Source organism: Rhodococcus sp. 14-2470-1a (genome assembly GCF_002259425.1).
GTDB classification, from domain to species: domain Bacteria; phylum Actinomycetota; class Actinomycetes; order Mycobacteriales; family Mycobacteriaceae; genus Rhodococcoides; species Rhodococcoides fascians_E.
Genome location: NZ_NPFZ01000065.1, coordinates 111,000 through 132,441 on the forward strand (window position 1 = coordinate 111,000; position 21,442 = coordinate 132,441).

The 21,442-nt window shown below is 59.7% G+C and carries 17 protein-coding genes; 5 read left to right on the top strand and 12 right to left on the bottom strand.

The genetic code is table 11. The annotated features are described in order from the left end of the window. Positions 1-43 precede the first annotated feature (43 nt). From CH292_RS28095 to CH292_RS28120, 6 genes are all read right to left on the bottom strand, one after another. Positions 44-4,900, bottom strand: a complete 4,857-nt coding sequence (locus tag CH292_RS28095; protein WP_094656336.1) for a non-ribosomal peptide synthetase — start codon at positions 4,898-4,900, stop codon at positions 44-46. 83 nt (positions 4,901-4,983) lie between these two features. Next, positions 4,984-6,981: an amino acid adenylation domain-containing protein gene (locus tag CH292_RS28100; RefSeq protein ID WP_179278121.1), complete on the bottom strand. Its 1,998-nt coding sequence runs from the start codon at positions 6,979-6,981 to the stop codon at positions 4,984-4,986. Position 6,982: 1 nt separating this feature from the next. Next, positions 6,983-8,023, bottom strand: coding sequence for a cytochrome P450 (locus tag CH292_RS28105; protein ID WP_179278120.1), 1,041 nt, complete (start codon positions 8,021-8,023; stop codon positions 6,983-6,985). A gap of 185 nt (positions 8,024-8,208) precedes the next feature. Further along, positions 8,209-9,351 (bottom strand): LLM class flavin-dependent oxidoreductase, encoded by a 1,143-nt coding sequence (locus CH292_RS28110; RefSeq protein WP_094656333.1) that lies wholly within the window; start codon positions 9,349-9,351, stop codon positions 8,209-8,211. A 110-nt stretch (positions 9,352-9,461) separates the two neighbouring features. After that, complete coding sequence (locus CH292_RS28115) at positions 9,462-9,725, bottom strand: acyl carrier protein (RefSeq protein WP_094656332.1); 264 nt, start codon at positions 9,723-9,725, stop codon at positions 9,462-9,464. 456 nt (positions 9,726-10,181) lie between these two features. Then, complete coding sequence (locus CH292_RS28120; RefSeq protein WP_143545843.1) at positions 10,182-11,324, bottom strand: GAF domain-containing protein; 1,143 nt, start codon at positions 11,322-11,324, stop codon at positions 10,182-10,184. A 240-nt stretch (positions 11,325-11,564) separates the two neighbouring features. On the opposite strand from CH292_RS28120, the gene CH292_RS28125 reads away from it, so the two are divergent. After that, entirely contained in the window at positions 11,565-11,813 is a 249-nt protein-coding gene (locus CH292_RS28125; RefSeq protein ID WP_143545842.1) for a hypothetical protein, read from the top strand. A gap of 338 nt (positions 11,814-12,151) precedes the next feature. Here CH292_RS28125 and CH292_RS28130 read toward each other — a convergent pair whose 3' ends face one another. The 4 genes from CH292_RS28130 to CH292_RS28145 form a co-directional block, all read right to left on the bottom strand. Continuing rightward, positions 12,152-13,240, bottom strand: coding sequence for a BsuBI/PstI family type II restriction endonuclease (locus CH292_RS28130; RefSeq protein WP_256978609.1), 1,089 nt, complete (start codon positions 13,238-13,240; stop codon positions 12,152-12,154). Beyond that, complete coding sequence (locus tag CH292_RS28135; RefSeq protein ID WP_094656329.1) at positions 13,237-14,994, bottom strand: Eco57I restriction-modification methylase domain-containing protein; 1,758 nt, start codon at positions 14,992-14,994, stop codon at positions 13,237-13,239. The genes CH292_RS28130 and CH292_RS28135 overlap by 4 nt, the downstream gene beginning before the upstream one ends. Before the next feature lie 177 nt (positions 14,995-15,171). Further along, positions 15,172-16,020: a hypothetical protein gene (locus tag CH292_RS28140; protein WP_094656328.1), complete on the bottom strand. Its 849-nt coding sequence runs from the start codon at positions 16,018-16,020 to the stop codon at positions 15,172-15,174. Between the two features lie 111 nt (positions 16,021-16,131). Beyond that, positions 16,132-16,500, bottom strand: a complete 369-nt coding sequence (locus CH292_RS28145; RefSeq protein ID WP_143545841.1) for a hypothetical protein — start codon at positions 16,498-16,500, stop codon at positions 16,132-16,134. Positions 16,501-16,869: 369 nt separating this feature from the next. On the opposite strand from CH292_RS28145, the gene CH292_RS28150 reads away from it, so the two are divergent. Further along, positions 16,870-17,649, top strand: a complete 780-nt coding sequence (locus CH292_RS28150; protein ID WP_143545840.1) for a hypothetical protein — start codon at positions 16,870-16,872, stop codon at positions 17,647-17,649. 128 nt (positions 17,650-17,777) lie between these two features. Here CH292_RS28150 and CH292_RS28155 read toward each other — a convergent pair whose 3' ends face one another. After that, positions 17,778-18,146 (bottom strand): Lsr2 family protein, encoded by a 369-nt coding sequence (locus CH292_RS28155; protein ID WP_042940532.1) that lies wholly within the window; start codon positions 18,144-18,146, stop codon positions 17,778-17,780. Positions 18,147-18,730: 584 nt separating this feature from the next. On the opposite strand from CH292_RS28155, the gene CH292_RS28160 reads away from it, so the two are divergent. Together CH292_RS28160 and CH292_RS28165 are read left to right on the top strand one after the other, a co-directional pair. Beyond that, a complete protein-coding gene (locus CH292_RS28160) occupies positions 18,731-19,954 on the top strand; it encodes an IS110 family transposase (protein WP_143545839.1) in 1,224 nt (407 codons plus the stop codon). A 20-nt stretch (positions 19,955-19,974) separates the two neighbouring features. Beyond that, the gene (locus CH292_RS28165) at positions 19,975-20,190 is read left to right on the top strand and encodes a hypothetical protein (protein WP_032406394.1); all 216 of its coding nucleotides are present in this window, start codon (positions 19,975-19,977) and stop codon (positions 20,188-20,190) included. 182 nt (positions 20,191-20,372) lie between these two features. Here CH292_RS28165 and def read toward each other — a convergent pair whose 3' ends face one another. After that, positions 20,373-20,939: a peptide deformylase gene (gene def, locus CH292_RS28170; RefSeq protein ID WP_072692221.1), complete on the bottom strand. Its 567-nt coding sequence runs from the start codon at positions 20,937-20,939 to the stop codon at positions 20,373-20,375. Between the two features lie 176 nt (positions 20,940-21,115). Here def and CH292_RS28175 point away from each other — a divergent pair, with 176 nt between their 5' ends. Beyond that, positions 21,116-21,340, top strand: coding sequence for a hypothetical protein (locus CH292_RS28175; protein ID WP_032406395.1), 225 nt, complete (start codon positions 21,116-21,118; stop codon positions 21,338-21,340). Positions 21,341-21,442 lie beyond the last annotated feature (102 nt).

A 21,442-nucleotide genomic window follows, 5' to 3' on the forward strand; every position in this document is an offset into this window, starting at 1 on the left:
TTTCCTAATTCCTCGGCACAAACATTTCGACCTGATGCTCGCTCTACGTCGCGAGTTGGGGAGACCGAACCAGCATTCTGTCGATATAGCGCAGAAGCGCAACGTCATCTGGGCGTCGAACGACAACAGATGTGAACTCATTAGTCTGCGGCGAAAGTATATTGTTGGAGTCGCGCGGAGCGGCGTCGAAAAGGACCTTGAGAATGGCATGTTCTTCTGGCGAATACGCTTCAAGCGATGTCAGCCAGTCGACGAGGGGCTGAGTTGCGACATATGTGCCGGCATGTCGAAGCAAGTCCACGAGGTGGGTCAAACGTACCGGGGGCTCGCTGGTCAGCACGAATCGGCTTCCTTCAATTGCCTGTCGTGTTGCGAGCTTGACGAGTCGGCTGGCTACATCGTTCACCGCGATCCACGGTTCTTCGAGCGCCGTATCGGGTGCAGCCCCCAGTTCGAGGATGATCCGCAGAACCCGCAACATGATGTCGCGCGCATTCCCTTGACCTGAGTGTGTATCTCCGACAACCCGGGGTAGCCGATAGATCGCGGCAGACACGCCCAGACGGTTCGCGGCGTGGACTAGTTCCTCAGCATCCAATTTGGTCTCTGCGTATCCGCTCCGGGGACCTGTGACGTCGCCGGCTGAAATTGTGGATACAAACTGTAGGTGCTTCGAGCTAGTAGTACTGGCGAGTCGGATGAGTTCGCGGGTACCGCCTACGTTGGCTGCTTCGAGCTGTTCATAGCTAGACAACGCGTCGACGTGGGCACCATTGTGGCAAATCAAGTCGATGTCACTCGCCAGTTGCTCGAAGGCGGGGTTTGACAGACCGAGACCCGGCAGCGCCAGGTCCCCCCGAACAACGGTGACTCGTTCTTGGTCGACGTCATGCCACAGCTCGTACCGCTTGAGGTTGGCGCAAAGACGTTCCAGTCCCGATCGTTCGTCGTCGGCGCGAACGAGGCAAAAGATCCGTGCGTTGGTTTGGGCCAGCAATTCCCGAAGCAGGAATGCACCCACGAAGCCGGTAGCTCCTGTAAGCAAGATGTTCGAGATCTGACGGCGTTTGCGAGGTGGTAAGTGATGCGGAACTACGTCGTGTAGAGCTCTGTGAGGGTCGAAGGTACGGGAAGGGGCGGTCTGCCTCTCCGGCCCGCCCTCGATTTCTCTGGCCTGCATTGCGATCGTCGGCCGTTCGAAAAGCGTCCGTAACGGTAGGAGCACACCGAAGCTCTTCTCGATCTGGACGACGAGTTGAGCGGCTTTCAGCGAGTGGCCGCCGAGGTCGAAGAAGCTGTCGTCTCTTCCCATCGTGTCGGTGTTGAGAACGGTGGTCCAAATCTGCAGTAACGTTTCCTCGGTCTGGTTGCGTGGTGGAGCGAGCGTCGGGGCTGTGTTCAATCGAATATCACCGGTTGCCGGCGGAAGGGCCTTGTAGTCCAGTTTTCCGTTTATTGTCAGCGGCAGCTGAAGAAGGCTCACGTACAAGGAGGGCACCATATACTCGGGCAGCTTGTGACGTAAGTGGGAGCGTACGGTGTTCTCGTTCAGAACGGCCTTCTCTGATGGTTGCAGGTAGGCAACAAGCTCCTTCTCCCCGGACGAGCTTTCGCGGGTCACGATCGCGGCGTTCGCGATGTCCGGATGGTCATGTAGCGCGGCCTCGATCTCGCGAGGCTCGATGCGATAGCCACGAATCTTGACCTGGCTGTCGATCCTCCCGAGGTATTCCATTTGGCCGTTCTCGTTGTAGCGGACCAAGTCTCCAGTTGCATACAGCCGGTCGCGGATCGCGTCGTGGTTCTTGGTGGCGAAGTGCTGAGCGGTCAAGTCCGGTTGTCCGCGGTAGCCTCGTGCGACTCCGATTCCGGCCACGTGGAGGTGGCCCGGAACTCCTATTGGGACGAGTTGGTCGTGGTCGTCGAGGATGTACACGCGGGTGTTGCCGATTGGTCGGCCGATTGGGATGTTGTTGATGCCATTCGGTAGCGGAGCAGAGATGGGATAGCACGTGACGAACGTTGTGCACTCGGTGGGACCATAAGCGTTGAAAAGTTGTGTATCGCCAAGGACAGTGGCGGCGCGCCGGATGTGAGCGACAGATAGTGCCTCACCGCCGACAAGGAGATGCCGTAGTCCGGTCAGAGCCGTGGTGTCCTCGTCGACAACGTGGTTGAACAACGATGACGTCAGCCAGAGGGTGCTCACCCGGTGACGAGCGATCGCTGCGGCCAGTGGCAGGGCCGTAAGGACCCTGTCGGTCGACACGACACAGGTGGCTCCGGTCAAGAGCGCGCCCCAGACTTCGAAAACGGCAGCATCAAACGAGATCGCGGAAGCGTGAAGAACTACTTTGCTCGGACCTAGGACCCCATCTGGTAGTCCAGTGACCAGTCGAATGATGGATCGATGTTCTATCTCGACCCCTTTGGGGATCCCTGTTGAACCAGATGTGTAGATGACGTAGGCCAAGTCGTCAGGTTTTGCCGCAACTTGGAGCGCGATCGTGGGTTCGCTGTAGACGCTGGGATCGTTGATCAGGTCGGCGGTGATCGCAAACAGGGCCCCGCTGTCGCCGAGAATGAGTTCTTGGCGTTCGTCAGGAAATTCTGGGTCGACCGGTACGTAGGCGGCACCGGTTTTGAGAACTGCGAGCAGCGCGATGACCAGGTCGATAGACCGTGGCATGCAGACCCCGACAAGAGTGCCCGGCCCGGCACCCAATGTTTGCAACCGGTGAGCAAATTGGGTCGATCGGATGTCGAGTTCAGCGTAGGTCAACGAGGCGTCGCCGCAAGCCAGGGCTGTTGCGTGAGGTCGGTGACGGACCTGATCGGCGAAAGCCGACGGCACGGTAGCCGGCGTGGGCAACGGCACCGTGGTGTCGTTCAAATCAATTGTCAGCTGACGGACCTCGACGTCGCTCAACATCGGCAACGCAGACAGTGATCGGTCCGGGTTGTCCGCAGCGGACGAGAGCAGCCGCCGGAAGTTGTTGGCAAATCGTTCGATCGTGACTCGATCGAACAGTTCGGGGGCGTAGTCAAGTCGGCCTTCCAGACGACCGTCTACATCCGACATGCGGCACAGAAGGTCGTACAGGCCAGCACCCGAGCTGTCAGGGAGTTCCTCTGAGAACGGAGTGCTCACGACCTGAAGGCCGACTTGGGTGAGGTCGCCGCGGTTGAATTCGCGTGTTTGTACCAGCTCTGCCACGAGGCGCTCGAACGGTACGTCTGGGTTTGCATATGCGCCAGAGACAGTGGTTTGCACGCGATCCATCAGTTCCGAAAAGGTGGGGTCGCCGGACAGGTCGACACCCATCACCAGAGTGTTGACCTCGTGGCCGACAAGTGGTTCAGGGAGAAGGCGCGCTGTTACAGATGTACCGACCGCAACTTTATTGACACGCGCGTAGCGGGATAGAACGACGGCGTACCCAGCTAGCAACGCTGTGAACAGGCCGATTCCGCGACGAGACTCCTGACCACGTAGGCGCTCGGCAACGAAGGGTTCAACATCGAAAGACACTGATGCGCTATCGCGCGGAAACACCTCTGGGCGTAGATGATTGAACGATATGTCCAGTGCAGGTCGTGTATTGGCCAGTTCTGAGCGCCAGTAGTCGATTTGTTCGGACAAGGATCCGAAGATCGGTTCGTCCGGATGGTCGAGTGCACGTTCGATAAGCCAGGCGAGCCTGCTGACCAGACGCGTAGCGGTTGAGCGACGAAAAAGGCTGGAGCGGAATACCAAGGATCCGCAAAGTCGGCCGTCCTGCACGTGGGTCACAAGCTCCAGGTCGAATCGGGTGGCGACGCCTGCCCACGGCACAGTCGTGATTTCACCATCGTCGGCTGAAGCAATCTCCCCGTTGTGCACGACCACGACATCGAAGATCGCGTTTCGACCGGCTTCTCGATTAGGTCGAACTTGTGCAACTACCTGCTCGAACGGTGCCTGTTGATGGGCGTATGCCTCGACCATCTTGTTCCGCGCCACTTGCAGTAGATCTCGGAATGTTGTGGACTGGGTTACGTGGGTGCGCAGGACGACCGTGTTCACGAAGAAGCCAAGTACGTCAGCGAACCGGCGGTCGTCGCGTCCAGCCAGCACCGTTCCGATTGTGATGTCTTCTTGCCCAGAATGGAGGGATAGCAGGGCCTGAAACAGTGCGGCCATCGTGCTCGAGAGAGGACTTCGTTGGCGTAAGGCGAACGCCCGGAGTTTCGATGTCAATTCGATTGGTAGCTCGAAATCTACGTGATCGCTTGCGAACTGGGGAGTGGCTGAACGAGGCTGGTCGATCGGTAGTCGTAGTGGCTCGAACCCGTCGAGTTCATTCCGCCAGTAGTTGAGGTGCTGCGCCACCGAGTCGTCGTCGGTCACCGAACGTTGCCATGCGACGAAGTCTGCGTAGGTTACGTCGAGCCGAGGGGGAGTTTTCGATCCGTAGAAGGCGATGAGGTCTTCGGTTACGATCTGGATCGAGCGACCGTCGGTGATGATGTGGTGGTTCACCAGGCAAAATACGCTTGATCCGTCTGAGCATTCGATCACCATGGCGCGTACAGGCGGTGCCGCGGCAAGATCGAACGGTTCAGCGGCCAAATCAGCCGCGTGAGTCCGCCATCCGTTCTCGCCGGGATCAGCAATCCGTCGTGCAACTGGGATGCGAAACCCCGGAACGGTCGTGGCGCAGGGTATTCCTACCTCGTTTGCTGTATATAGCCAGTTGAGCACGGGATGCCGTTTGACCAGTTGAGCGAGTGCACTTTCGAGTGCTATCGAGTCAATCCCACCTCGAAACCGCAGTACGATCGGAATGTTGTACGCGGCACTGGTCTGGTCGAGCTGCTGTACGAGCCACAAACGTTCTTGCCCGGGCGACAACCTCATCGAGTCCTCCTAAATTGAAAGCTTGTGGACTACACGTCAGCTTGGTGTGCAGATGGTCTTGCGTCGGTAAGGTTGATCGACGTTCAGGATTCGCGGCCGGCCAGAACGCCGCCGTATGAGCCCATCGAATTTGGTCGTTTCGAGGAATTGATCAGAGCTTGTTCGTCAATTTTTCCGTTGCGGGTCAACGGAATCTCGTCGACCACCACCCACAGTGGAGGTATCGCATAGCTGGGAAGGACATGCGAGAGATGCGATCGCCACGCTTGGGGGTCGACATCAGCGCTCGGGTGCACAATGATGGCCGCGACGAGTTGCATGCTTTGATCCGGTTCTTGCGCAACGACAACCACAGCATCGCGGATATCTGGGTGCTGAATAAGAGCCGAGCAGATCTCGTCGGTCTCGATGCGATGCCCGTGGAGTTTTACCTGCTTGTCCGCGCGTCCAAGAAAGACCAAGTCACCATGCGGGTTGATCCGGACGAGGTCGCCTGTCCGGTATAGACGCTCGTCGATGTCAGGCGAAAAGTAGCCGAACCGTTTGGCAGTCTCGAGTTCATCGCCGAGATACGAATCGGCGAGACCTGATCCTGCGGCGTACAGCTCGCCGATTGCACCTGGAGGGACGAGGCGAAAGCCCTGGTCGAGGACGTAGACCGTGGACCCGCCTATCGGTTTACCGATCGGCAGCGGCCCGTCGATTTCTGCACTGTCCCGAACTGTGTACGTAGTTGTGAAGGTGGTGTTCTCTGTGGGTCCATAACCGTTGGTGATAGTCAGCCCAGGATGCATGCCGAGCGCCTGTGCCGCAGTTTTGTGCGGTACGACCTCACCTCCACTCAACAGCCAGCGTAGGCCACTGAGTATTTGGGGTCGAGAATCTACAACAAGACGAAATAGACTTGCGGTCAGCCAGGCCACGGAGATTCTCCGTTCGCGAAAGAACGTTTCGAGCCTTCCGACCGTCGGAATTCGACCCGGGAAGACTTCGAGTGTCGCACCGTTGAGCAAGGTGGCCCAGATTTCGTACGTCGACGCATCGAATGCCAACGGTGCCATGCGTAGCACCCGGTCGCCGGGGAGCACCTGCAGCTCAGGTGTGAGAGCGAGCCGGGTAACCGCACGGTGTGGAACCACAACTCCCTTTGGTTCGCCGGTCGACCCAGAGGTAAATGCGATGTATGCCGTGCGCCGGGGGTCCTGAGGGGCAGGCTCGAAGGATGAGTAGTCAAAGGGTATGTCGCCATGTTGGACGGGCTCCCATGCTTCGACGCGGGTGACCCCTCGCAAAGCAGGATGATTGCTGGTAGCAGCGTCGACCACAGCGGCCGCGGGCGCAAGCCGTTGCACGATCCGAGACAAACGCTGTTCTGGTGCGTCGTCATCGAACCCCGCGTACGCAGCTCCGATACGGAGGGTCGCGAGTAGCGCCACCACTTCGCCTACTGACCTGCGGATCGCGACAAGCACGGTATCCATGGGTTGGACTCCAGCTTTTCTGAGCGCATCAGCGAACTGTGAGGATGCACTTGCGAGCTGCGTGTAGGTCAGCTGCATCTGCGTGTCTCGGACTGCAACAGCCTCTGGACGGTCCTTCACCTGCTGAAAGAACAGGCTGACGATATCGACCGGAGGGCAATCAGCTCCGACGAGGGTGTGCAGTATTCGGCGTCGTTCAGGTGCAATGCAACGCACGTCGTGGAGGTAGCCCTCCGTGAGGAGTGAGAGCTCGTTCACCGCAGTCGCCACATCGGTGATAAATCCGTGTTCGGAATACGGCACGGCGACGTTGAATCGGACTTCCCCGGACCTCGGATCGCCGGAGGAAGAGGTAATGGCGAGGTCGATAGTTCCGTTTTGATCATCGACGGCGGTGCAAACGCTCGTCAGAAACTCATCGATGCGAGAGTGATCGTCGACTTCGAGTCGGACTGCCCTACCGTCACATGAGATGGTGGTGAACGCTGTACCAGTCCAGCGGCAGAGCGTCACCGCGAATGCAGCTACGACTAGAGCCGTCTGGTCCGGCACGGACACGTCTTCGAGTTCGGCTGTCAGATCGTAGTGAGCGGTCTGCACATTAGGCGCTGACATTGTCGCTCTCGGCGACTCGTCGATCGAACCGAACCTGGAGGTGGTCTGGGCGTCGGAAGATGTGGCCCCGCTCTCTCAGTCGCCAAAAGCCTGGCCGGACGCCGTCCAGGGAACCACTGCGGTGAACTCCACCGAAGCGGAGCGACATCCGCTCGAATAGCGTGTCGAACTCGGCGAGTGCCAGCTGAATGCCGAGGCACGTGTGCGGACCAGCTGAGAAGGCCAGCATCTTCTGATCATTCCGAGCCGGACGCCATTCGTCAGGGTCTTCGAACGCTCTCTCGTCACGGCTGGCAGAACCCAGCGAGAGCAATAGTGCGGACCGTCGCGGAACGTCCACGCCACGAATGGTCAGGTCAGCGGAAGCGTACCTGAGAATCGTGTGGCTCGGCGGCTCCCACCGTAGCGTCTCGCGGATCACCTGAGTTCGGTATTCGGGGTCTGCCAATGCCTGCAGATCGACGTTGTGAGCGAGTACCGCGTACATGATCTTGCCGATGGTGGCGACGCTGGTTTCGGTTCCGGCAAGCAGAAAGAGAGTAGCCGTACCCAGGAGATCCTCGTCGACAGGTTGACCTGGGGGAAACACCAGATCAAGGAACGGCATCCGATCGCCATTCTGGCGGTTGGCCAGCGCGTTCTTCAAGTGGTCGATCAGCTCTGCCTTGGCCGTGAGCGCCGCGTCCAACGAAGTCGCTGGGAACTCGATCGCACCGGCCAGCGGAAGAACCCGAGGTCGAAGCCAGGCTGCATCTTCGGGAGGCAGCCCGAAAAGCCGCGTGACCATCGCGTAGGGCACCCCGACAGCAACACGTTCCATGAACTCGACGTCGACCTCACCGGCGGAGCCCATTTCGTCCGCGATCGAGTCGAGTACTTGATCCACAGCAGGAATCAGTATCTCGTTGCGCAATCTTTTGACCGAACCGCCCGCGAACAGCGGCATGAACAACTTTCGTAGGTCGCGATGTCGGGGGCCGTCGACGTCCAGCAACGTTCGGCCGAACAGTCGACGACTACTGCGCATCGGAAATCCACTGATTACCTGTCGGTCGGATAGGAGGGCGTGGACGTCCTCATACCTTGTGACCAGGAAAGCGCTGAATGCGGTCGACCAGTGCACCGGTTCTTCCCTACGAAGCTCTTTGTAGATTGGCCATGGGTCGGCCAGGAATTCATCCGAACTGAAATCCAAACGCACTCCAGCGGAACTCATTTGCTGCCTCCATTGCCGTCGATTTCGGTCCGAGCTTTCAATTGGCGACCCGCGTCTTCCGATGTGAGCCTCATGGACTCCTCGATCCCGTCGAATCCATTGAACAGGGCAGGGATTATCTCGTGTGCGATAGTCGTCAACTGATCGAGAGTGCCCCTATGTGATATCCACCTGGGGACAAAAAAGTTGAGTGTTACCGGGTCGCCGATGCGATCAGCCAGCTCGCGTATCTGAGCCGTGCAGGTCGCGGCATCTCCGATTATGAATCCGCCCGCATCGACCAGTCTTTCCAGCGTCTTTCGATGTGCGACCGACGAGTCTGGAATAGGCATGCCCAGTGTATTGCGATACAAACCGCGACGTAGTGCAGAGAACCCAGACAAGATCTCTTCAATGCCTGTGGCTGGCGAGTCGGCAACGTGTACGAAGACGTTGCACCGAATACGGGTTTCACCAACGGATTTGTTTCGGTAAGACTCGATACGTTCGATCAGTGAACCGATTGGATCGGAGTCCATTCCAGGTCGGATTGCGCCCCATGGCGGTACTATGTGCACGGTCGGGGTAGTCGCGGTGTCCGTGAGAAGTTCGATACCGTCGTCGCTGAGCGAAGATGCAACTACAGTTTCGATGGGGCCTCTGTGAGGTCGGAGTTGGAGTACCGCTTTTTTGGCAGTAAACCACGGTGTTGTAATGTCCACCGTTTCACCGTCTAACAACGCTTGTACGGTTTCTAGAGCGGCGCGAAAGTGATCCCGAAGGGTGGTTGAATCTACCCCGATCATTTCCATATCGTGAACGTACGTTCCTGTCCCGCATCCTAGGATTGCTCGACCAGCGGTGAGATGATCGAGAAGTACCATGCGCTCTGCAACGTGGAGTGGATGGTGGTAGGGGAGCGGTATTACGCCAGTCGCAAAACGAATCCGTCGAGTTTCGCGTGCAACCGCTGCAATGAAGAGTTCCGGAGCGCTGAGCGTGCTCCAACCGCTGGAGTGGTGCTCGCCGAGCCACAGCTCGTCGAATCCCAGATCATCTGCAACGGTGCAGAGTTCGATATCACGCTGAAGTGATGCGGCTGGGCTGACAGCGGGGTCATGGAAGGGGGGCAGGAAACAGCCAAAGGTCTTTGAGTTCACGGTACCGGGGACCTCTTACATGTTTGGAAGACGCGGGCTCGCTGGTCTGGGTATCGGACCGGCAAATTGGGTACGAGAGATGTGCAATCAGCGGTGTATTGTTTCTAATCTCACGAAGTAGGAACTTGTTCGAGAAGGTAATCGCAGAACTTGTCGACGCTCGTCAGTTCCTCGTTTTCCTCGAGGTCGATGAATACATCGAGTTTTGTTTCTATCTTTTCGATTAGAGCCAGGTACTCGATCGAGCTCATTCCTGTATCGGGAAACTCCGTATCGCCCTCGATGACCTGATTATCCAGCACTCCGCCAGCGACTTCAGACAATATTGCAAAAAGTTGCTGCCGCAATTCGGTTCGCGCGTCTTCTGTGCTCATTGGTATTCCTTCGTTAGTCTTCACCAGACAGGTGTCACCCAGAGGTGTGAGTTCGGGAATTTCTGGTTGCTTCCGTGGTGGCAGTGGGCAGAACAGTGCGAATACTGCGAGCGACTGTCGCACTCACGAGGTTTGTGTCGTTTGCTCCGACCTTGTGGTCGGCTTAGTCGAAGATGAGTTCCCTATTTCGCGCACCTGTCGCAGTGGTGCCTCTGTATGCCCAGAAGAGTTTGAGATGCGTCGCTCATAGGATTCCTCGCATGAATGTACTGACCGCGTTGCGCTTGGTGGCAGGCCAAGTTATGACACTGCCCTCTGTGCGACGACACGGTAGGAGATGATGCGTCCGATTTGGACGTGGAGGGTGCCCCGACTACGACAGGGTGCTCACCTCAGGCGCTCGTTGAGCGTGCCCTGAACGTATCAAGATCTTCTGCCCTTGGCAACGGATTCGGCTTATTCGTCCGTTTTCGGGTGCAAGGTCAATAGAAGGGCGCGTGATCTGTCGTCGAGGTCTATGGCACGGGCGGTCACACTGATGGGGGTGTAGCCATCTTGATATGTGAGAAATCGCAGGTTCAGTTTTCTAGTCGTTCCGAAGGGCGAACTCTTCAACAGCTTTGCTGTGACCGCTGCGTGAATTGCGTCCTCAGGGTGGAGCACGGGTTTGGCACCGACGACGTGTGCGTTGCGCCAAGCGATGTCTTCTGGTGCATCGCCGTACCAGTAGAGCAGCCTCAGCGAATCGGGGTCTGCGATCGCACGGTATTCGCGTGGACTGGTCAGAGACAGTGCGATCCGATCGCCAAGGCTTGAGGCTTGGAGTCCGGCATGTTCACACGTCTGAACGGCCCCCAAATCAACTGAAATTCCGCGGACTAGTCGATTGCCAGTTCGGTCTGAGCTGTTCGTTGGCTCGGTCACGAAGCGCGCGGTGAACTGGATTGTCCGGGGGCCGCCAAACGGCCGTTGTTCGACTGCAGTCTGCTGCACCAACGTGCCGTGGCTACCCGAGACGAGGTTCGCGAGGATGGACGCTGTCGTGGAACCGAGGTCGAGTTTTGCCAGCCCGTCGGAGATCGGCCTGTTCTGCTCGACTCCGAGCTCCGCCCATGTCTCGGTGTCGCTGACTATTGCGCATCGCCTTGCTACTCCAGTGTCGAGGTTCCATTCGAAGGCCCATGCTGATGGTCGATCGATCGGATCCGCAGACCGGTGGGTGACTCGCAGCCATACTCCGTGAACTAGACCGGTGACTTCGTCGGCAATCGGGTCCACTGCGACAGCCCGAGAGCCTGAATTGGCGTGCACGGACGTGCCGTGGCGGCACGCTTTCATCACTGCTGCCAGGACGAGGTCGCGATCCCATGCTCGGATGAAGGAGCTGAGTGCAACTCTGCTTCTGGTCCGCGCACCGACGGCAACAACACTTGGGTGCCGCGGATCCAGCACATCTATCAGGAGCCAGTTGTTTGGAGACGGCATGGCATAGCCCTTCCGGGTAGGTACACACTTTGGGTTCCGGCGAGCGAATGCAAACGCGGGCTCGGTGACCACCGAGTGGGCGTGTAGCGCGGCCGGGAAGACTCTTGCAACCATACCGATTTCCCCGGAACTAAGGAATCACGATCCGATGGCACACCCCTGGAATGGCTGACAGTGGAGAGGTCATTCATATTCAACTGTTTTCCCGTCGTTCGTTTTTCTTGCTTCTGCAAGACGCAGATAGTGTTGAAAACGTTTGTCCAACTGGTTAACTGAAGGGAGAATGCGGTTGATCACCGTAGCCGGCGGCGGGTGAACGCATGCGGTCGTGCTGCCGCGACACAGACCATCACCATGAGCACCATCGACGTCGACGACTACTGGACCACCTACGGCAAAGCGCTCGACGCGGCCGCGACGTGCAGGAGCGTTGAAACCCTGATCGACACCCTCAACCGCTACTACCCGCCCTCGCCCGGAGCCGCGTTCTTCCTCAACGGGGCCAACCGAGACCTACTCGGCACTCCCACCGACGCCGGACACTTCGATACCGTTTGGGTCCAAGCGGACTATCGCTTCGCGCTCGGAGACGGGTTCACCTAGACCGAAGGCGACATCGTCAGCGGAACCTCACGCCTGTGCCCAACCGCCCCGGTGCCCAACGGCACCGGGGCAGCAACCCCATCACCTGGAAGGAACGCCCCTATGCCCGCTCAAGAATGGGTGAACCTGATCATCGGTGTCTTCGCCGTCGTCGGCGTCGCCCTGACCGTCCGCCAACGCACCGTGGCCGACAAACGCGCCCAATCAAAGATCACCGGTCGGCACTGGTCTGTCTGGCCAGGCGTCGCACCAACGTGCTCTACGCAATGCTCCAACGAGGTACGACCTACCGTTCGGGAAACCCCACCGCAATCGCGGCGTGAACAAGAGGAAGCGACCTACGTATCCGTGCCGTCGACTAGCCGATACCAGGCAAGTTCGTGTCCTGGCTCGTCGGCGAAGTATGCGTACGTTCCCGAGGCAAGGTCCTTGAGCCTCTTACGGGCAGCTGGATCCGTTCGGGAGGTGAATGCGGTCAGGAAGTGACAGTGCGCAGGGTTGATGCCCTGATTGGTCGCCCACGTCAGCAGCGACTGCTTACGCGCCTCGTTGATTTCACCGTCCGTGTTGACGGCTTCGACAAACCAGAACTGGACATCGTCGCCGCCCACGTCAGCAATCAACGCGTCCGGTAGGAGCGCCTGCGTATTGATCGTGATCTGAAGGTAGGTGAGCAGCTTGGCATCGGCTGTGAACACCTTGTCGCCTGGTTCGCTGATCGTGACCACATACGGTGTCGTCAGTCGCGTGGCTGCCCACTCCTCGACCACGCTTTTGAGGATCAGGGACGCTTTGCCGGACTCCAATGTGCGAACGCCAGCCCCGTTCGGGAGTGTGACAGATACTGCGTGCGCAGTCTGGCGTCCTTGCGCTGCGAACTGAACCTTCAGTTTGGCGGCCGGGGAAAGGTGACGCTCTCTCCACTGCACAACTTGGGACACGAGTTGATCTCCGGCAAGACCGGGGTCGAACAAGTCGGCGAAATGCGGTTCGAGCGCCCAACGGCCCTTGCTCGAGTTCTTCGGCACACCTGCTTTTTCTCGAATCGCGCTGTTCTCGCGCCACTTTCGAAAGGTCTCGTCTCGCAGTGTTTCTCGTGAGTTATCGGCGTATCCAGAGGCTGTGGACACACCCCACTCGTCGAGTACCTTCACGAGATCCTTGTTCTTCTTCGCGGCTGCCTCGCGCCATTGCACACGATCATCTTCGGAGTCGCGAATACGCATCTCTTCGGACATCCAGGTGACCATCGAGGGTCGGGCCCAGAAGGTCGTGGAGTCGTTGCCGGTCGCGATCGAGTCGACGTAGATCAGTGCGGACACCGCGGCCCCTGCCAGGGGGCTGGACATCACTGTATCGAATGCTTCCCGGGGGAAGATCAGCAGCAAACGCTCGGTAGCGCCTGACGCGGTGATGATCGGTCTCACGGCGTGGCTTCCACGGATCCGTAGACACTCTTCACGGCGGACTCCAGGGCATCGCCGGACAAGAACTCCCACTGCTCGAGGACTTCCGCAGCAGGCAACGCCACCGATTCGAGTTCGTAGGCAGACAACGCAACTGATCCCGAGATACACCGCACCAGTCTGTCCATGGTGTCGGTTGCCAGTAGTCGCGTGAGCAGCGCAGACGAGAGTAGTGGCTCAGGTGTAGCTGGTCGGAGGACGTTGACGTGGTTCTCCACGACCACCGAGCCGCCGAAGCTGTCGAGATGCTCCTGAGTCAGTTCGGCCGCGACCAGGCGCCGGACCTGCTCTGGTGCAGTGGTTCGTTGGACCAGGATGCGAGGGCCAGATGTAAGCATTGTCTTCGAGTCCGCAGGCGATCTGACTGCGAGATAACGCATGTGGGCGCGAGCAGCATCGCGATGGAGCACGCCTCCATCGATATCTGCTGCCCACAACACCACATGACGATCGTTCGCCGGACGAGCGTGAAGATCGTCCTTCCTGCGGTTCCACACCAGAGGGCCTGTGCTCACCTTCCAGCCAGCGGCTGCGACCGACAGCGGCAGTGCGGCTGCGGCGGCGGCAATGGGCGCGAGGTCCGAACGTCGAGGAAGTACCCAGGGCCGACCGCTGGTCGGCGTCGCGACCGTCGCAACATAGGTGGTCTGTGACCCGATTGTCTGAATAGTCGTACGACGAATCTTGCGCGACGTGAACGTTGCCAGACAGGTTTCCTGAAGAACGGACGTGAACACGCCCGATCTGTCTGCTACGAACGCAATCTCCTGCAGACGTGTGCGCTGCGCCAACAATCGTCGGAGCGGCTCGAAGTATCTGCCCGCTGTGAACGATGTCGGCACCAGCGCCGCCACGACACCTTTGTCGTCGATCGACTGCACCGCTGCGGCCATGAAGATCCCGTACAGGTTGGCGTGGCCGTAGAGCGAATCAGCAAAGCGCACGCGATCTTCCGCACTCAAGCGGACTCGGCCGTACGGAGGGTTCATGACGACAATTCGCGCTTTGTCGGTGCGCTCCCTCAGACCGTCGTCCGTCTTCGCGAGAAGCGGGAACGGACGTCGGTGTTCCTCAGGGATCCGTGCCTGTAGCGGAAGCATCTCCGCTGCCATCACCACGTTGGCCACCCACACCGCGGCAGGGTCAGTGTCGACCCCCTCGATGACGCTGGACAGGCCACTCAAGACGGCCTGGCCGTCGGTGCCGCCGTCAATGCTCGCTGAAAGATGCTCACGAAGCGCTGGCAGCAACAGAGCTCCAGCACCGCACGCGGGGTCGAGCACCAGCCCCGGGAGAGGCTGAAGCGGTGCCTTGAAGCCAACCGCGGAACGCGCCATCGACCACAACTGGTCGGCCAGTTCATGCGGGGTGTAATGCCGTCCGTGACGCGCCCGGGTCTCCGGTGCGAGCGAGTCGACGTACGCAGCACCCACAGCCTCAGGGGTGAGCGGACCCCACTCCAGCTCCAGCGGCGGGGCGTCGGACAGGATCAAAGGCGGTTCTGTGTCAAGTGCCCAGTGAACATCAAGCCAGTCACCGCTCAGACCCGCCATCGTCGCTCTGGCCGACCACCATGCCGGAATGGCCGCCAGCACTGCGGCAGCTGTTGGTGTCAGCTCTGCGGCGGGGTCGGACGAGCCGACCAATGACCGCGAACCTCGTGCACCGAGAGTTCGTGCGGACACCGCAGATGAGATGGCGGTCGACGGTTCCATGCCAAGGAGGTTAACTGCTCCTCGCACGGGAATCCCACAACCGCCGCCGACGGTCTCATGTCAAATTCGTGGCAAGACCGGCGCACGGGGTTGCGAAGAGATTAGGAGCCCCGTCGCGCTCCCCCTCGAACGCGCCCATGACGGCCGCCCCGGTGGCATCGGCATTGCCCCTTTGTTCTAGTAGACCAGCGGTAGAAGCTGTTCTCGCAAGTCCGCATCCTTGTACGCAGCCCTCACGTCGTAAGGGAGGCTGATGTAAACGCCCCCCTCCGGGTGAGCATTATCGAAAATCTCCACCAGCTCGTCATCGCTCACGCCGTTGTCCAGCGCAGTCTTGATCTCGTGCCAGTGAGAACCGAATTTCGTGCGTCCCTCATTATCTCGTGTCTGGTGCCATAACATCCGATACGCCCGCAATTCCGCGTCAGGTTCCCCTGAATCCGCAAACAGCGACGCTGACTGCGGCGTCAACTTCCATGACAGCCGGCGCGACGACAGCTCCGCTCTGCGGCCTGCTGCTGTAGCGCTTCCGCGCACAGTGAAGTTCCTCTTACTGGTCAGATGCTTGGACCCCTTGACGAGTGACCAGAACGGGAAAATGACGGTAACGGTGCTACCTGGATCTAGTCGAGCCGACGTGGAATCGTGGCCCTCGTATGCTTGGACCACGAGTCCCTCGGTGTTCCTTCGGCCCCTCTTCCACGGCCAGGATGAGGAGCGCCCGAAATCAAGCGAGATATTCTCGACTGACACGGAAATTCGGCCAACGTTGGTGACCTTGATCAGGGCCAGCTCGACACCTATCTTGGACACCTCGGGGCCGTCGAACATCTCGAAGTTGGCTGTGAGGCCACTCCGCCCGGCTCCTCTGCAGATAGTGTGATGTCTGTCCAGGTAGCCGGGCATGAGTCGAACCTGCAACCGCGCGCCTGATAAGCGATACAGCATGAGCTGCCAGAACAGTCCGCCAAGCGTGATGAAAGCACTCGCGCCCGAGACTATGAGAGCAACTTCGGCAGTCTCCATTGCGCAAGTCTAGTTACGAGCTCGAAAGTTGCTGTAGTCCAGTGAGGTCCACGGGATGCCGCGCTACTTGACGACCGGGCCTGAGATGCGCTCGCTGGACAAGAGCAATCTTCAGAAGAAGGCCAGCTGTGCATCGTCGACACGATTGCGACCTGTGTTCGCAGCGCGGGGCCTGACTACCTGCCGTTGTCGAGCTGGGACGTGGAGGTCGGCAGCGTGCTTCGGGCTGAGTTTTGCGACCGCAAGGCGCGTCAATTCGATCCGCACGCGAGATCTTTCTTGGTCGCGGGCATGCCCCACCGCAGTGTCCCGCTGCTTCCACGTCGACTCCCACGTAGGCGATCCGGCCACCGGTGCCGCCATTCCTCGATCGGTCAGCCGGTCGAGCAGTTGATCGACTCTGTCCACCAGAACGTCGGCGAGCTCGTGAAGCACACGATCGGGCACCGGAGTTATCCCCATGTCGTCGCTCTCGCTCACACGCGACACCGTAGAGGTAGACACCGACACGTATCGCCGAACTGGCTGGGCGCGCACAACGAGTGTCGCGCCCAGAGTGATCGCTACGATCATCGAATGCCATTTGACGAGGGGTTGTCCGATTGGCGAGTCTATTCTGCAGAACAAGCCGTCGGTTCAGACGAGGTCCTCGACGACATCGACGCTTGCCAAGCCCTCGTCGACAGCCTGACATCCAGCTCGTGGTGGCAGTCCCACTTTTCGAACACCCCGCCCATCGAATTAGTCGGGGGCGGATCTGAGGACCAACATCTCAATCTCAGGGAATCCTTCGCTAGTCCGTGGGGGCATCCGCAGACCACACGGTGGACTATCTCGTTGCACCCCGCCATGCTGACGACCCGTGTGCTGTTGCACGAGGTCGCTCACTGTGCTGCGCCGTACTACGTCGTGGAGGATGTCGAGCAGCGTTACCGCGGTGGCAAGTTGCTCGCCGTGTCGCACACCAAACATCTCTCCCACGGGGCCTTCTTCACCGCCACTTTGGCTGCGATCACCGGGCACGTCGTGCTAGGAGACCAAGGAAGACTGAGGGCGGCGTTCGACCATTTCGAGGCACCCGTTGCCTCCGTTGACGAGCTTCGCCGCGAACTCGATGCACAACCGAGAATCGTCGCCGACGAAGTGGCCTACCTTGCTGACCTTCGACAGTTCATGGAAGACGCCCGCGCATCGACCCCAACCGCTGGTACCCCCAGACCACCCAGTTCGTACGTTCCGGAAACCCCCTGGGGCTTTTATCTGGAGATGACGCGACGCCGGATTCATCGTCGACGCAAAGACGGCAGTCCGTTGCTCTCTCAACGACGACTCGCCGAGCAGATATCAACCGTGTTTCCCTGCTCGGCGCGCAACATCTCAGAGCTTGAACACTTGAGGCAACCTCCCGACAGTCCCGCGCAGCTCACCAGAGCGATGATGGTCACGATCTGCCTGGGTATGGACCCGATCTGGACCCGATACAACCTGCAGCTCACCCGGTGGGGTTGCGGCGACGTCACATTGGAACAGGCACGTCGCCTCAACCCCGAATGGGCGGACCTCGTCGAGCACATCAACGGACTTCTCAAGGCGATGCCACCAAGATGGAGTGTTAGTGGCTCGCGCTGATCTGATGAGTGACGGCGGTGGTCGCGACGACTCCTCCTGAGTTGTGAAGAAGATAGAAGCACTCGAGCTCCCCCGCACGGCGCACCACCACCGGCCCGCTCAGGTCGAGGCGGGCGGCTCACCGCCCGTCAGTGTGCGGCGTTGTACGCCTCTTCGATATCGGCCGGAATCCGGCCACGCTCGCTGATCTCGTAACCCTGGTCGAACGCCCACTGTCGGATCGCCCGCGTCTGCTCCGGATCACGCTTGACCGATCCGCCGGCCGCTGTCGCGGTCGACGCGGCAGCGGGGGAGGGCTTACGCTTACGGCCACCGACCCGCGTCGCATGCCCGACGTAGTAGTCGAGCTTCTTGTGAAACTCGTTCGCGTTCTTCGCTTTCAGGTCGATCGAGTACTCGACGCCGTTGATCGCGAACTCGATCGTCTCGCCGGACTCGTCGTCTATGACCGACCCGTCGATATCGTCCACCAATTGGGTTGTCACTCGTTTGGCCACAGCCGCAGGAACCTTTCATCGACACATTCGCTATGCGCAACCGCATTCGCCTGTACAAGGGTAACCAGCGTCGATATCCGCATTCTTCATCGACACGGTAAGTCGAGCCGCTATCGAGGCGTATTCGATTTCCGGCAGTCGGTCTCATAGGCACCGAGAAGGCAATATAGCTTTGGCATCCATAAGGGGTCGCGGTAGCCGTAGCCGTTGCAGTGCAACAGTATTCGGCCCGCGTGAACGCGTCCGCACGTCCCCGCCGGGGCCGCCACTTGTGGTCACCATTTTGGTCGTACGAGTCGCCCAAGCCTTACATGCCGGGGGGCCGTCCAATCAACCCACGGTCGCAAGCTCCTCTTCGGGGTTGAAAGACCACCCGTTATCTTCTTCCCAGCCCCTGATCGCCGGGGGCTGGTCGACCGATCCGGTATGGCTGACTAGTCCACTGGCCACTGTGTAGGTCTCGGTGAGTGACGCCGCCGGATCGGTAGGCACCGATTCACCGCTGATAGAGGCATGGCTACAACGACGGGTCTGCATAACGTGGGTGACGGGAACGGTGCCACGACCACCACAAACCGGAAGAACTGGGGGAGACTGTGGACAACACTAACTACCAGGTGTTCTGCGGCATCGACGTCGGTAAGACCAGTCACTACGCCGTCGCTTTGAACCGAGACGGTGAGCGTCTCGTCGGACTCGAGGTGTATCAGGACGAGGCGGAGCTTCGCAGGCTGTTCACCGACCTCAGCCGGCACGGGAAGGTGCTGGTGGTTGTCGATCAACCACGCAACATCGGCGCACTGCCGGTAGCGGTCGCGCGGGACTGCGGTGTCGAGGGCGCTTACCTGCCCGGACTGCGGATGAGGCGTATCGCGGATTTGTACCCAGGCAACGGAAAGACCGACGCCAAAGATGCCTTCATCATCGCCGACGCGGCCCGCACGCTCCCGGACACACTGCTGCCGATCGGAGAGTCCAGCGACCTCGTCGAGGGTCTGCGTCTGTTGTCCGGATTCGACGCTGATCTGGCCGTCGACGAGAATCGGCTGATCAACCGCCTGCGCTCGGTCCTGTTGTCGGTCCATCCCGCGCTCGAACGCGCGATCGGCGCACAGATGCACCGCCCGATCGGTCCTGGTCTGCTCGCGAAGTTCGGTGGACCGGTGGGGTTCGCGGCAGCATCACGGCGCCAATTGGACTCGTGCGCTGAAGGTCTCGCGCCGCGCCTGTGGAAGAAGATCGTCGACAGCATCGTCGCATCGCTGGCCGAGCAGACCGTAAGTGTTCCTGGCGCAACTCAGGCAGATCTGGTCATCAAGCACCTTGCCGGTCAGCTGCTCGACGTCCGGGTCGCCCGCCGCGACCTGGCCGCGCGGTTCGAACACGCCCTGACCGAACACCCGGCGGGTCCGATCCTGACCTCGCTGCCTGGGGTGGGGGTGCGGACCGGGGTGACGATGCTCGTCGAGATTACCGACATCGGCCGATTCCGTGACGCAGGCGCACTCGCCGTCTACGCCGGGGTCGCGCCGCGGACACATCGCTCCGGAACGTCGATCAAAGGTGAGCATCGACAACACAGTGGCAACGCCAGACTCAAACGTGCCATGTATCTTTCAGCTTTCGCAGCTCTCAAGGACCCTGTCTCCCGTGCCTACTACGACCGAAAACGCGCCGAAGGCAAGAACCACCGATCCGCATTGATATGCCTGGCTCGACGTCGCAGCAGCGTCCTCTACGCCATGCTCACGAACGAGACGCACTATCGAGTGGCGCCGCAGCGAGCACAGGACATGGTCGCAGCCTGACGGCCGCTACTGTCGCCTCCATGGCGGATATCGCAAGCTACGACGTGTACACACTCGAACTGGGGCCGTTCGAGACCCTCTCCGAGTTGCACGCAGTTCTGTCCAACCACACCGCAACCTTCGCGACGATCAACTGCGAAAGATCAGGGCAAGAAGTCGTCTCGATCTCCCACTCGATCCTTCACATCGAGGGCAAGTTCTACGTGTCCGCGGTGACAACGACCAGCAGCCGATAGCCCTCGGTTTCGGAACAGCGAAGCGTCACCGCCGAAAGTTTTCGACAGTTGGGTGAGGTCCGGCGCGCGGGCGCGACGTCGCGGGCGCTCCGCTAGCGCCAGTGCAGTCGGATTGGATGCGGCGCAGTTGACCGAGAAATCAGCTTCCCAAATTCAGGGCGGTATAATTGCGGTGCAGCAGGTTATGTTGCTGGCCAGTTCACTGCGTAGTGAGTGGAAACCGCCTCGTGGTCGCGATAGAGCTGCTTGCGTCTACGTGTCGAAAGTCTGTCGCCGAATACTGTGCCGTTGATGTGGTCGGTCTCATGCTGAAAGCAGCGTCCGAGAGTGCCACCGGCGATCAGCTGAAGCGGATCACCGTACTGGTCCTGGCCGCGGCAGGTGGAGAATTCGGGCCTGGCGAGATCGCTATACGCACCGGGCAGTGATAGACATCCTTCCCCGAACTCGATGAGCCGCCGACTATTTCCCTCCGGTAGTTCGACGATTGGGTTGCAGACAACACCCGTCTGCCGTCGCCCCGTTTCGTCATTGCAGTCGTATATGAATACCGCCAGATCGACCCCGATCTGCTGGGCTGCAAGACCGGCACCATCAGCAGCAGCGTTGGTCGCGAACATATCGGCTAGTAATCCCTGAAGCCCCGAGCCGAAATCGGTTATCGGACGGGCTGGAGTGTGCAGAACTGGAGCACCCCAACGGATTATCGGCCGTGCAGTACCGAGACGAATGAGCTCAGAAACAGGCATGGCACCTACTATCCCACGTTGGCGTCTGACCGGGGGCCGATGCGTGCGACCTTGCATACGCGCGCCAACACGCCTTTCCCGCGAACGTTTCTGCAGTTACGTGTTGCGAAGTTGATAGAAGCACTCAGCCTGTCAGTCCAGGACGTCTCATCCGAACCTTTGGAAGGTGTCCAGTCATGAACAACAACGAACTGCTCAACGATCACCAGATCATCACCGATCTCATCGGCACAGCCGCTCAGCTCCCCGCCGAAGATCCGCGCGCGGCCCGCTGGGCCACCGAAGCGCTCGCGCTCGCCAGCGCAGCAGAGCTGCCCATCCTCATCGAGGAAGCCGAGGAGTGCTCGGACGCATCGAGCACGACACCACCTGCCGATGGTGCGCAGGGCAGCCGGGAGTAGACATCCCGGGCGGGTCTTTCCGGTGCACCCACTGAGCACCAGGACCTCTTTTTGTTTCCAATTTCGTTACCGCAACGTAATGAAATGAAACGTAACGATATG

Coding starts and splice junctions, on each gene's coding strand:
- def (WP_072692221.1), bottom strand. CDS start 20,939: ATGCCTGTTTCTGAGCTCATTCGTCTCGGTACTGCACGGCCGATAATC.
- CH292_RS28095 (WP_094656336.1), bottom strand. CDS start 4,900: ATGAGGTTGTCGCCCGGGCAAGAACGTTTGTGGCTCGTACAGCAGCTC.
- CH292_RS28115 (WP_094656332.1), bottom strand. CDS start 9,725: ATGAGCACAGAAGACGCGCGAACCGAATTGCGGCAGCAACTTTTTGCA.
- CH292_RS28150 (WP_143545840.1), top strand. CDS start 16,870: ATGCTGACGACCCGTGTGCTGTTGCACGAGGTCGCTCACTGTGCTGCG.
- CH292_RS28105 (WP_179278120.1), bottom strand. CDS start 8,023: ATGCGCAGTAGTCGTCGACTGTTCGGCCGAACGTTGCTGGACGTCGAC.
- CH292_RS28135 (WP_094656329.1), bottom strand. CDS start 14,994: ATGGAACCGTCGACCGCCATCTCATCTGCGGTGTCCGCACGAACTCTC.
- CH292_RS28120 (WP_143545843.1), bottom strand. CDS start 11,324: ATGGTTGCAAGAGTCTTCCCGGCCGCGCTACACGCCCACTCGGTGGTC.
- CH292_RS28140 (WP_094656328.1), bottom strand. CDS start 16,020: ATGGAGACTGCCGAAGTTGCTCTCATAGTCTCGGGCGCGAGTGCTTTC.
- CH292_RS28125 (WP_143545842.1), top strand. CDS start 11,565: ATGAGCACCATCGACGTCGACGACTACTGGACCACCTACGGCAAAGCG.
- CH292_RS28165 (WP_032406394.1), top strand. CDS start 19,975: ATGGCGGATATCGCAAGCTACGACGTGTACACACTCGAACTGGGGCCG.
- CH292_RS28175 (WP_032406395.1), top strand. CDS start 21,116: ATGAACAACAACGAACTGCTCAACGATCACCAGATCATCACCGATCTC.